The organism is Actinomadura logoneensis, assembly GCF_003428695.1.
Lineage (GTDB): Bacteria > Actinomycetota > Actinomycetes > Streptosporangiales > Streptosporangiaceae > Spirillospora > Spirillospora logoneensis.
Genome location: NZ_QURH01000120.1, coordinates 1 through 11673, shown reverse-complemented (window position 1 = coordinate 11673; position 11673 = coordinate 1). Strand labels below are relative to the sequence as shown.

Genomic DNA, 11673 nt, shown 5'->3' with positions numbered 1-11673 from the left:
CCGGGGCGGTGGGCCGGTGGGCCGGTGCGCCGGGGCGGTGGGCCGGTGCGCCGGTGGGTGGGGCCCGGCGGGCTGGCAGCGGTGCGCCGGTGGGTGGGCCCGGCGGGCTGGCACCGGTGGAGCGGTGGGCTGGCACCGGTGGAGCGGTGGGCTGGTGCCGGTGGGGCGGGGGCTCCGGGGGGCGGTCGGAGGACGCGGCGGCCGGACGTTTTCGGGTGCCTTCCGCCGTCCACGGCGCCGGTTGCGCGGGAAAGCCCCCGCGTTTTCGCGGACGGATCCGGTGGTCGGCCCCAACGTTCCGGTCCCGCCGCTCGTTCAGGTAGGTGGGAGGGGGAGATGAGCGGAGAGATCGGCACGCGAGCCGCTGGCGCGGACGCGGTGGTCGCGGAGGGCGTCGTCCCAGTCGAGGTCGCCCAGGGCGAGGGCGATCCAGGTGTCGGCGTCCATCTCGACCACGTTGGGCGGGGTGCCGCGGGTGTGGTGAGTCCCCTCGACCGCTTGTACGGCGGCGTGCGGGGGGACGCGGACCTCGACCGACCGTCCGGGCGCGAGTTCGGCGAGCCGGTCGAGCAGCAGCCGGACGGCGCCGGTCACGATCGGCCGGGCGGGCTCGGCACCCGCCGCCCGGGCGGCGAGCAGCGTGTCCAGGGCGGCGCGGCGCAGCGCGGGCGTCTCGTCCGGCCCGCCGTACGGGGGCAGCCCGAGCGCGGCACGCTGCTCGTCCAGCAGTTCGCGGGTCAGAGGTTTGCGCGGCATCGCCGCCGACGCTATCCGAAACCGGCGAGGGCGAGGACGGCGCCCGGTCCCGGCCCGCCGCATACCGCCTTTGCGGTGGCGGTGAGCGGAGGTGATCAAGGGGTAAGCGCTCGGCGAGAGTGACGAAACCGGGGCTGGTGATCGCTGGAAGTGGTGAGGGGGTACCGGGCAGGACACAACAGAACAACTCCGCGACCGTCGCCAAGGTGCTGACAGACCATCCGCCGACGCGTGCGCGTGGACGCCGACCTTCCACCGACCGGCTGCCAGGGCCGTGCGGCGACTGCCGGGAGGCTGCCAGGTCGCGAGTCGACGGCCGCCGGAAGGCTGTCGGCCGGGCTGTGCGGCGACTGCCGGAAGGCTGCCAGGTCGCGAGGCGGCCACCGGAAGGCTGCCGGTCGCGAGTCGGCCGCCGGAAGGTGCTGGCCGGGGCGGTGGGGCGGCTGCCTGGAGGCCGCCGGGGCGTGCGGCGGCTACGGGAGGCTGTGCGGCAGGTGCCGGGAGGTTGCGGGGTTCGTGAGGCGGCTGCCGGGAGGCTGCCGGGTCATGAACCGGCTGACGGGAGGCTGCGGGGTGGTGAGTCGGCTGGCAGAAGGCTGACGGGTCACCTGGGGGCCTTCTCGGGGGGGAGGGCAGGCGGACCGGGGGGTGACGGATCGGGTGCGGGCGACTCAACCGCGCCATCGATCACCAACCGGTAGAAAGGAACCGGTGCCGACGCGGGGGCGGATCAGGTTTCACGGACGCACGGGGGCCGGTCCCCCGATGCAGAACACGGAGGGTGCGTAGATGGCAGAGGCTCTGCCCCTGCAGCCCGGCGACCCGGAACGGCTGGGGGACTTCCCCATCACCGGCCGGCTCGGCGTCGGCGAGCAGGGCGCGGTCTTCGTCGGCCGCGCCGCGTCCGGACGGTCCGTGGCGGTGAAGCTGCTGCACGTGCGGCTGGGCGCCGACGACGCGACGCGGACCCGGTTCGCGGACGCCTTCGCGGGTGCCCGCCGGGTGACCGGTTTCAGCACCGCCGAGATCCTCGCCGCGGACGTCGAGGACGGCCGTCCCTACGTCGTGTCCGACCTGGTGGACGGGCCGTCGCTGGCCGAGCTCGTCGCCGCCGAGGGGCCGCGCGGACCGCTGGTGGTCGAACGCCTCGCGGTGGGTCTCGCGGTCGCGCTCGCCGCCGCCCACCGTGCCGGTGCCGTCCACCACGACCTGAAGCCGGCGAACGTGCTGCTCGCGAAGACCGGGCCGCGGCTGACCGACCTCGGCGTGATCACCGCGCTGGAGGCGGTGAACGCGGCACCGGCGACGCGGGCCGAGAACAACCCGTCCTTCCTGGCGCCGGAGCAGCTCAGCGGGCATGGCATCGGGCCCGCCGCCGACGTGTTCGCGTGGGCGACGACCCTGCTGTTCGCGGCGACCGGCGAGCCGCCGTTCGGCGACGGCCCGCCCGCCGAGGTGATGCAGCGCATCGTCTACGACGACCCGGAGGCGGACGCGCTGCCCGAGTCCGTGCGCGATGCCGTCGCGAGCGCGCTGGACAAGTCTCCGTCCGAACGTCCCACCGCGTCCGACCTGCTGCGACTCCTCCTCGACAGCCCCCTCGCCGCCCGCACACCCGCCACCCTGCGCGCCGAAGCCGAGGCCCTGGCCGCCCCCGGCGCCCCGACGCCCACGTCAACCGGCGCGAGCGCTCCCTCTGTCGGCGGGCCGCAGAACACGCCCGGCAACATGGGCACTCCCTCAATCGGCGGGCCGCAGAACTCGTCCGGCAATGCGGGCGCTCCCTCTGTCGGCGGTCCGCAGAACACACCTGGCAGCGTGGGCACTCCCCCTGTCGGCGGTGCGCTGAACACGCCCGGCAACGTGGGCGCTCTCTCTCCCACCGGAACGCAGAACCCGCCCGGCATTGCGGGCGCTCCCTCTGTCGGCGGGCCGCAGAGCACAACTGGCAGCCTCGGCGCTCACACTCCCACCGGGACGCAGAACACGCCGGGCAATGCGGGCGTGCCCTCCCCGGGCCGGTCTCAGGTCGCGTCCGACAGCGCTGGGGTTTTCTCTCCCGGCGGCTCACCGACCTCATTCGGCAGCGCGGGCGCTCTTCCCCCTGGTGGGACGGCTACGGGCGGTGGCGCTGTACCGCTGGGTTCCGGCTCGCCGACGTCCGGCATGACGGGATCCCCCGGTGGCGGTTTGGCGGCCGGTGGGGCCGGGGCTTCGGCGCTGGGGCAGCCGGAGGCGGCGTCCCCGGCTTCGCCGTCCACGTCCGCACCCAACGGGGTGTCCGCGTCGGCCTCGGGGGCTTGGACGCCCACGCCCGGCGGACCTCCAGCGGCCGACGACGGGCCGAGCACGATGCTCGATCTGCCCAGGTCACCGGCGTCGTCCGCAGGGGACGACGGGCCCGCGACGAGACTGGACATGAACTCGCCGTCCGGGGGCGACGGCGGCCCCAGCACCGTGCTCGACCTGCGTCCCGGCGGGACGTCGGGCGGGCCGCCGGTGCCGAGTTCGCCGCGTCCCGCCGGTGGCTGGGAGAGCAGTCGGGCCACGGCGCGGGACCTGCCGGTGACGGGTCCGTCCGCGCTGCCCGGCGGCTCTCCCGCGCCCGGTGCCTTCGGTGCGCCAAGCGGACCGAGCGCGTCCGGGCCGGACAGTCTGATCCCCGGGATGCGGCCCGTCGGGGCGGAGGACAACGGGTCGGAGACGGCCGTCCTGTCACTGCCCGGGCTGCGGGCGGCGCGACCCCAGTTGAAGAAGCCGCAGCTGAAGAAGCCCGGGAACCATGTCGTCGGGGTCGCGGTCTCGCTGGCGGTCGGAGTGCTGGTCGGCGTCGCGATCATCTCGCTGGTGCTGTGGCCGCAGCTGCGCGGGGGCGGCGGAGGCGGCGACCACTCCAAGCACGACACCCCGGCCGACGGACGGCCCGTCACCACCATTCCGGACACGTTCGCCGGTACCTGGAAGGGGACGGCCGTGAACGCGAACCGCGGCGAGTCCTTCCCGTTGCAGGTGACGCTCCAGGCCGGGGCGAAGACCGGGACGGCGGTGTATCCGAAGGAGGGCTGCACCGGCACCCTCGCCCTGACGAAGGGGACGGCGGCCGAGCTCCAGCTGGCGCTGTCGGTCAACAAGCCGTGTACGAGCGGGGACGTCCGGATCACCAGGCAGCCGGACGGGTCCCTCAAGTACGACTGGTCCAAGCCGGGCACCCCGCTGGCCTACCGAGGCAACCTCACCAAGAGCTGAGCACGCCCCCGGCGCCGCCCCCGCCACCAGGCCACGCGGTCGACGAGCACGCCGCCGGACCGCACCGAAAGCGAGCACATCGGCCAAGCCCTGCCAGCGCTCGGCCGCGCCACCGCTCGAGCCGTGCCAGCGGGCGGGCGTGGCGGCGGCTGGACGCACCGGCGGTCGGGCCGCGCCAGTGCTCCGGACGTGCCCACGGCCGGATGCGCCCGCGGTCGGCGGCGGCGCCAGCGCTGGGCCGCGCCAGCAGACGGACGTGCCCACGATCGGACGTGCCGACGATCGGACCGTGTCCGCGGACCGGACCGCCAACGCTCGGACGTGCCCGCGGACGGCCGCGCCAGCGATCGGCGGCGCCAGCAGACGGACGTCCCAGCCATCGGACGTCCCAGCCATCGGACGTCCCAGCGATCGGACGTGCCGGCAGTCGAACCGTGCTGGCGGACGGCCGCGCCGGCGGTCGGGCGTGGCAGCGGTTGGACGCGCCGACGGCCGGAACGTGGCGGCAGTCCAACCGGGCCGGCGGACGGGCCGCGTCCGCGGTCGGACCTGCGGGCGGCCGCGCCAGCAGTCGGGCGTGGTGGCGGACGGACGTGCCGGCGGTCGGGCGTGGTGGCGGACGGACGTGCCGGCGGTTGGGCGTGGTGGTGGTTGGGGCGTGGTGGCGGTTGGTCGTGTTGGGGCGGTGGGGTTGTTGGGAGCGTGTCGGCGGGCCGTGTCCGGGACGTCCGGGGGCCGTGGATACGGGGGTCTGGATCACTCAGTGCAGTCGATGTTCACACGATCGATATGCCCCTTATGAGGTTTACGGGGGTGAAGGTGCACTAGGGTTCCGGGGTCGGTGACCTCGATCTTGGCCGCGGCTCTTCCGACTCCGCGGCAGAAGGAGCTCTCTTGCGGCCCGTCTCCCGAAGGCTGCTGCTGGCCGGCGCGATCGCGTCCTCCGTGGGCGCCGCGGCGGCCATCCCCACCCTGGCGTCCGCCGACGCCAAGCCCACGCCGGTCCAGGTGACCGCCGCCGAGGGCACGCCCATCGCGGGCCAGTACATCGTCACGCTCAAGGCCGGAACCTCGCCCACCGCCGCGGCGGGCCAGGTCGGCGCCTCCTCCGTCCAGGACTTCGGCGACGTCCTCAACGGCTTCGTCGCCCGCCTCGACGCGCGCCAGCTCGACAAGCTGCGGCACGACAAGCGCGTCGCGGCGATCGAGCAGGACCAGCTGGTGCACGCCACCACGACCCAGCGGTCGCCGCTGCCCTGGGGCCTGGACCGGATCGACCAGCGCAGGACGCCGCTGTCGAAGTCCTACTCCTACAAGGCGACCGGCAAGGGCGTCACGGCCTACATCATCGACAGCGGCATCGCCTGGTCGCACCCGCAGTTCGGCGGGCGCGCGAAGGTCGTGTGGTCCGCGCCGCGCTTCAAGGGCAACGGCTGGGACTACAACGGCCACGGCACGCACGTCGCGGGCATCCTCGGCTCCGCCAAGTACGGCGCGGCCAAGGGCGTCCAGCTGCGCGCCCTGCGCGTCCTCGACCAGGACGGCAGCGCCCCGGCGTCCGACGTGGTCGCCGGCCTGAAGTGGCTGCGCACGCACGCCGCCAAGCCCGCGGTGGCGAACCTGTCGATCGGCGGCGGCAAGTCCACGGCCCTCGACACCGCCGTCGCGAACCTGTCGAAGTCCGGCGTCTTCGTGACCGTCGCCGCAGGCAACGACAACAAGGACGCCTGCAAGTTCTCGCCCTCCGGCGCGTCGTGGGTCGAGGCCGTCGGCGCGACGACGTCGCACGACAACCGGGCGGGCTTCTCCAACTACGGCAAGTGCGTGGACATCCTGGCCCCCGGCTACGGCATCACGTCCACCTGGCCGGGCGGCGGCACGCAGGTCGAGAGCGGCACGTCCATGGCCTCGCCGTACGTCGCCGGTGTCGCCGCGCTCTACCTGCAGACGCACCCGAAGGCGAGCTTCTCGGCCGTTCAGAAGTGGCTGCACGACAACTCCACCAAGAACGTCCTGGGGAACCTGAAGACGGGCACGCCGAACCGGCTGCTCTACAAGGGTTCGCTGTAGCACCTTCCTGCGCTCACGCACAGTCATGATAGCACCTTCCTGCGCTCACGCACAGTCATGACAGCCCGGTCCCGGTCTCGGGGCCGGGCGGTCGTGCGCCTCGGGGCGGACGGCTCGGACGCGGCCCGTCGCGACGGCCGCCAGGGGTCGTCCCAGGCGTCCCGGGGGTCTAATCTTTGGCGAGGCAACACCCAGTTCCTTGCAGTTTGTTGGTGTCCGGTCGGTGACTGCCCGTGGTCGACGCGGCAGGCTGACTGGACGCGCCGAGTCCCGGACGCCCCCGTCCGGGAGCCGGGGACCCAGCCGCCGGACGCCCCGTCCAGCAGGGGTGAATTCGCGGGCGCGGCACGCGCGGCGATAGGGCGGACTCCCGCGCCCGAACCCGACAGCTAACCCGGCAGGCCGACCTGAGGAGAGGAGAGGACGTGCAGCGCCCGACCTCCAGCCGCCGTTCCCGGCCGGCCGCCCCCCGCGCCCGTAGCCGCGGACGGCGCGCCGCGCTGACCGCCGCCGCTGCCGCGTTCGTCCTGCCCCTGCTGTCGAGCACCGCCCCGGCCGGCGCCGCCCCTGGCGACACCGACCGGATGGACAAGCTCAACAAGCAGATCGAGCAGCTCGACAAGGAGTACGGCGGCGACCTGGCCGAGCTGAAGGACGCCCAGTGGGCCGCGCGGAAGGCCATCAAGAAGGCCGACGAACTGCGCGGGCAGCTGGAGGCGTCGCGGACGCTCGTCGCCCGCCTCGCCGCCAACCAGTACATGACCGGCGGCCAGGACCCGGGAATCACCGTCATCGCGGCGGGCGACCCGTCCGAGCTGCTGAACACCATGAGCCTGGCCAGCCATGTCGCGCGGAACCAGTCGGCGCGCGTCCAGCAGATCAGCAAGCTCGTCGCCGACCAGGAGAAGGCGCGCCAGCAGGCGCAGGCCAAGATCGCCGGCCTGCAGAAGAACCTGGCCGACCTGAAGTCCCGCAAGGCCCAGATCAAGAAGCTGGTCAAGAAGTACAAGCCGGAGTCGCCGAGTGTCGGCATGGGCAACGTGACGCCGCGCATGCTGCACGTCAAGCAGGTCATCGACACCGAGTTCGGGCCGTTCCCCACCATCGGCTGCTACCGCGGCGGCGCGGACGCCCAGGACCACGCCACCGGCACCGCCTGCGACTTCATGGAGTCGTCCGGCGGCTCGATGCCCACGTCCGCGCGCAACGCCAACGGCGACCAGGTGGCCGCCTACGCCATCGCGCACGCCTCCTCGCTGGGCATCAAGTACATCATCTGGAAGCAGCGGATCTACGACATGCGCAGACCCGGCTGGCACAGCATGAGCGACCGCGGCGGCATCACCGCCAACCACTACGACCACGTCCACATCTCCGTCTTCTAGCAAGAGGACGAACAGCGGGCCAGAGGCGAACTCACCGCCGCGGCCCGCTTCCTGGCGCACCTGCGCAACCAGGGCCGCGACCTCACACACTCCGGACGGGCGGACCCAACTGCGCCTCGGTCAGGCTGATCCCGACCTGTTTCCGCCACTAGATCACCTGATCAACCAGCTTCCCCGCCGGACGCCCGGCGCGGACGCCCCGACCGCAACAGCGCCCTGCTCGAATACGCCCGCCAGCTCCGCCACCGGTGATCGGCAAGCTCCTCGGCTTACATCCGGGCACCACCGACCGCTGGGCCTCGATCGCCGGTGGCAAGTGGGCCCGGTACACCCGGGCAACCGCGGCCGATGACCTGCCCGCGGACGAGCCGAGAGACCCCGGCCCCTCCAGGGCGCGGAAGTTCTCGTTTCGTGCCGGAGCGGTATCGGAGGCCGTGGGGCGCCTCAGCGCAGGTCGAGATGCCGATCGGCCAGCGGCACCAGCAGCCCTCGCGGGTGCGCAGGTGGCCGAGGTCGGCTTCGAACTGGGCGACCAACGCCAGGATCTGCAGGAACAGGGGTCGTTCCGGTCGTAGACCGGCCCGCCCACCCCGAACAGCACACCCCGGTCGGACAGGTCTGTGGGGCCCCAGGACTCGTACACCGTGAACAAGGCCCTCCGCCACCGGCCTTCGGTGGGGACTTTGGGGCGGTTGGGTGGATAGGCTGGGCGTCCGTGGCAATTTCAACCGCTCTGTGGTCCTTCGCTCTTGTTGTGGGGCTGCTCACGCTGACGCCCGGGCTCGACACCGCGCTGATCCTCCGGACCGCCGCGCTCGGGCAGCGCCGCCGCGCCTGGGGCGTCGTCCTCGGGATCCAGACCGGGACGCTCGTCTGGGGCGCGTTCGCCTCGCTCGGCGTCACGGCCCTGCTCACCGCCTCGCACATGGCCTACACGGCGCTGCGCTGGGCCGGGGCGGCCTACCTGCTGTGGATGGGCCTGCACATGCTCTGGACGAGCTGGAGGCGCGTTCCGGACGCCCTCACGGCGGGCGTCGAGGCCGAGCCCGACCGGCTGCGGGACGGATGGCGGCGCGGGGCGCTGACCAACCTGCTCAACCCGAAGGTCGGCGCGTTCTACATGGCGCTGCTGCCGCAGTTCATCCCGGCGGACGTCCCGCACTTCGCCTTCGGGATGGCGCTGGCGGGCATCCACGTCACGTTCGGGATCGTCTGGTCGGCGGTGCTCGTCACGTTCGCGCACGCGCTGCGGTCCTGGCTCTCCAGGCCATCCGCGCGCAGACTGCTGGACCGCGTCACCGGCGGCGTCATCGCCGCCTTCGGCCTGCGCCTCGCCCTGGGCGAATAGGTACACCAAGAAGCCCCTGGTCCAACGGTCCAGGGGCTTCCGCATGCCTCAGCTCAGATCAACTCGCGTAGCTGGGGAGGGTGCGCTCGTGGGCCTCGCGGAGGTCGGCCAGGGAGATCGAGAAGACCTCCTGCTGGTCGGCGCCGTTGACGGTGAGCGAGTCGCCGCCGACGATGCCGAGCTGGCTGACCGGGACGCCCGCCTGCTCGCACAGCGCCGCGACGCGCGCCTCCGCGCCCGGCCGGATCGCCACGACGGCGCGCGCGACCGACTCGCTGAACAGCTGGACGAACGGGTCGCCGTGCAGCGTGATCCGGGCGCCGAGCCCGCCGCGCAGGCAGGACTCGACGAGCGCCTGGGACAGGCCGCCGTCCGACAGGTCGTGCGCCGCGGCGAGCAGGCCGTCGCGGGCGGCGGCGACCAGCACGGACGCCAGGGCGGCCTCGGCGGCCAGGTCCACCTTCGGCGGCAGGCCGCCGAGGTGGCCGTAGACGACGTGCGCCCATTCGGACCCGCCGAACTCCTCGCGCGTCTCGCCGAGCAGGGCGAGGGTCGCGCCCTCGGTGACGAACGCCATGTTCACCCGGCGGCGCACGTCGTCGTGCACGCCGAGGACGCCGATCACCGGGGTCGGGTTGATCGCCTGGTCGCCGGTCTGGTTGTAGAACGAGACGTTCCCGCCGGTGACCGGGGTGCCGAGGTAGCGGCAGCCGTCCGCGAGGCCCTCGACGGCCTGCGCGAACTGCCACATGACGCCCGGGTCCTCCGGCGAGCCGAAGTTCAGGCAGTTCGTCACCGCGAGCGGGCGGGCGCCCGTCGCGGCCACGTTCCGGTACGCCTCGGACAGCGCGAGCTGAGCTCCCGCGTACGGGTCGAGCCGGGTGTAGCGGCCGTTGCCGTCCAGCGAGAGCGCGATGCCGAGGCCGGTCGCGTCGTCGATGCGGACGACGCCCGCGTCCTCCGGCATCGCCAGGACGGTGTTGCCCAGCACGTACCGGTCGTACTGCGAGGTCACCCACGCCTTGCTGGCCAGGTTCGGGGAGCCGGCGAGCCACAGCACCGTCCGGCGGATCTCGTCGCCGGTGGACGGCCGGGTCAGGCGGCCCGGCGTGTCCGACTGGATCGCGGCGAGGTCGGCGGGCGGCGCGATCGGCCGCTCGTAGACCGGGCCCTCGTCGGCGGCGGTGCCCGGCGGGATGTCCACGATGGTCTCGCCGCGCCAGGTCATGACGAGGCGTCCGGTGTCGGTCACCTCGCCGATGACCGTCGCCGGGATCTCGTACTTGGCGCAGATCGCGAGGAAGTCGTCGACCTTGGCGGGCTCGACGACCGCCATCATCCGCTCCTGCGACTCCGACATGAGGATCTCTTCGGCGCGCAGGTTCGGGTCGCGCAGCGGGACGGCGTCCAGGTTGACGGCCATGCCGCCGGTGCCGGCCGCGGCGAGCTCGGTCGTCGCGCAGGACACGCCCGCCGCGCCGAGGTCCTGGATGCCGACGACCAGGTCCGCCCGGAACAGCTCCAGGCAGCACTCGATCAGCAGCTTCTCCATGAACGGGTCGCCGACCTGCACGCTCGGGCGCTTGGCCTGGGACGCGTCGTCGAAGTTCGCCGAGGCGAGCACGGACGCGCCGCCGATGCCGTCCGGGCCGGTCATCGCGCCGAAGAGGATCACCTGGTTGCCGGGGCCGGGGGCCGCGGCGAGCTTGATGTCCTCGTGCTTCATCACGCCCACGCAGAGCGCGTTGACCAGCGGGTTCGCGGCGTAGCAGGCGTCGAAGACGGTCTCGCCGCCGATGTTGGGCAGGCCGAGCGAGTTGCCGTAGCCGCCGACGCCCGCGACCACGCCCGGCAGGACGCGGTGGGTGTCGGGGGCGTCGGCCGGGCCGAACCGCAGCGCGTCCATGACGGCGACGGGACGGGCGCCCATCGACATGATGTCGCGGACGATGCCGCCGACGCCGGTCGCCGCGCCCTGGTAGGGCTCGACGTAGGACGGGTGGTTGTGCGACTCGACCTTGAAGGTCACCGCCCAGCCCTGGCCGACGTCCACGACGCCCGCGTTCTCGCCCATGCCGACGAGCAGGGCGTCGGTCTGCGGGGCCTTCTCGCCGAACTGGCGCAGGTGCACCTTGGACGACTTGTAGGAGCAGTGCTCCGACCACATCACCGAGTAGATCGCCAGCTCGGCGGAGGTCGGGCGGCGGCCGAGGATGTCCCGGACGCGCCGGTACTCGTCCTCGGCCATGCCAAGCTCGGCCCACGGCTGCGGCTTGTCGGGGGTGCGGAGCGCGAGCTCCACGGTGTCGGTGCCCTCGTCGGACGCGGTGCGCACCGGGTGGGCCGGACGGGCCGGATCGAGGTGGCCGCCCTGCTCCTGCGCGGGACGCGGCTCGCCCTGCTGGGCGTGCGCCATCGCGACGAGCGCGGCGGTGGGGCTCGCGGTCGGGTCGTCCGAGACGGCGGGCTGCGGGGCGGTGTTCCCGCCGACCGCCGGCTGCGGGCCGGTGCCGGAACCGACCGCGGGCTGCGGGCCCGTGCCGGAGCCCACGGCGGGCTGCGGACCGGTGTTCGAGGCGGACGCCTGCGGGCCGGAGCCGAACGCGGGCTGCGGGCCGGTGCCGGGGCCGCCGTCCGTGAGCGGCGTCCCGCCCAGCGGAGCGGACGAGCCGGTCGGCTCCGGCGCGGAGGCGCGCGGACCGCCCTGCCCGTGCTGCCGGCCGTGCTGCTGGCCGTACTCCTGGCCGTGCTGCTGCCCGTACTCCTGGCCGAGGGCCTGCGGGCCCGACTCGAAGCCGGAGCCGAAGGTCGGCTGCTGCGGCCCGGTGCCGGAACCGCCGCCCGCGCCCGCTCCCGCGCCCGGCGCCG

At 73.7% G+C, this 11673-nt stretch carries 6 protein-coding genes and 1 riboswitch; of the genes, 4 read left to right on the top strand and 2 right to left on the bottom strand.

Annotated elements, in window-relative coordinates; translation table 11 throughout:
• Positions 1-315: 315 nt before the first annotated feature.
• Complete coding sequence (locus tag DZF91_RS06510; RefSeq protein WP_117356583.1) at positions 316-756, bottom strand: sterol carrier family protein; 441 nt, start codon at positions 754-756, stop codon at positions 316-318.
• A 789-nt stretch (positions 757-1545) separates the two neighbouring features.
• Between DZF91_RS06510 and DZF91_RS06505 the strand changes: the two genes are divergently transcribed.
• From DZF91_RS06505 to DZF91_RS06485, 4 genes are all read left to right on the top strand, one after another.
• Positions 1546-4002, top strand: a complete 2457-nt coding sequence (locus DZF91_RS06505; RefSeq protein WP_117356582.1) for a serine/threonine protein kinase — start codon at positions 1546-1548, stop codon at positions 4000-4002.
• 894 nt (positions 4003-4896) lie between these two features.
• Positions 4897-6072 carry a S8 family peptidase gene (locus DZF91_RS06500; RefSeq protein ID WP_117356581.1) on the top strand — a complete coding sequence of 392 codons (1176 nt, stop codon included), beginning with the start codon at positions 4897-4899 and terminating at the stop codon, positions 6070-6072.
• Between the two features lie 251 nt (positions 6073-6323).
• Positions 6324-6491, top strand: a riboswitch (cyclic di-AMP (ydaO/yuaA leader).
• Positions 6492-6497: 6 nt separating this feature from the next.
• Positions 6498-7457, top strand: coding sequence for a coiled-coil domain-containing protein (locus tag DZF91_RS06495; RefSeq protein WP_117356580.1), 960 nt, complete (start codon positions 6498-6500; stop codon positions 7455-7457).
• Between the two features lie 715 nt (positions 7458-8172).
• Positions 8173-8805, top strand: a complete 633-nt coding sequence (locus tag DZF91_RS06485) for a LysE family translocator (protein ID WP_117356579.1) — start codon at positions 8173-8175, stop codon at positions 8803-8805.
• A 58-nt stretch (positions 8806-8863) separates the two neighbouring features.
• Here DZF91_RS06485 and purL read toward each other — a convergent pair whose 3' ends face one another.
• Entirely contained in the window at positions 8864-11140 is a 2277-nt protein-coding gene (purL, locus tag DZF91_RS06480) for a phosphoribosylformylglycinamidine synthase subunit PurL (protein ID WP_407920886.1), read from the bottom strand.
• Positions 11141-11673: the final 533 nt, after the last annotated feature.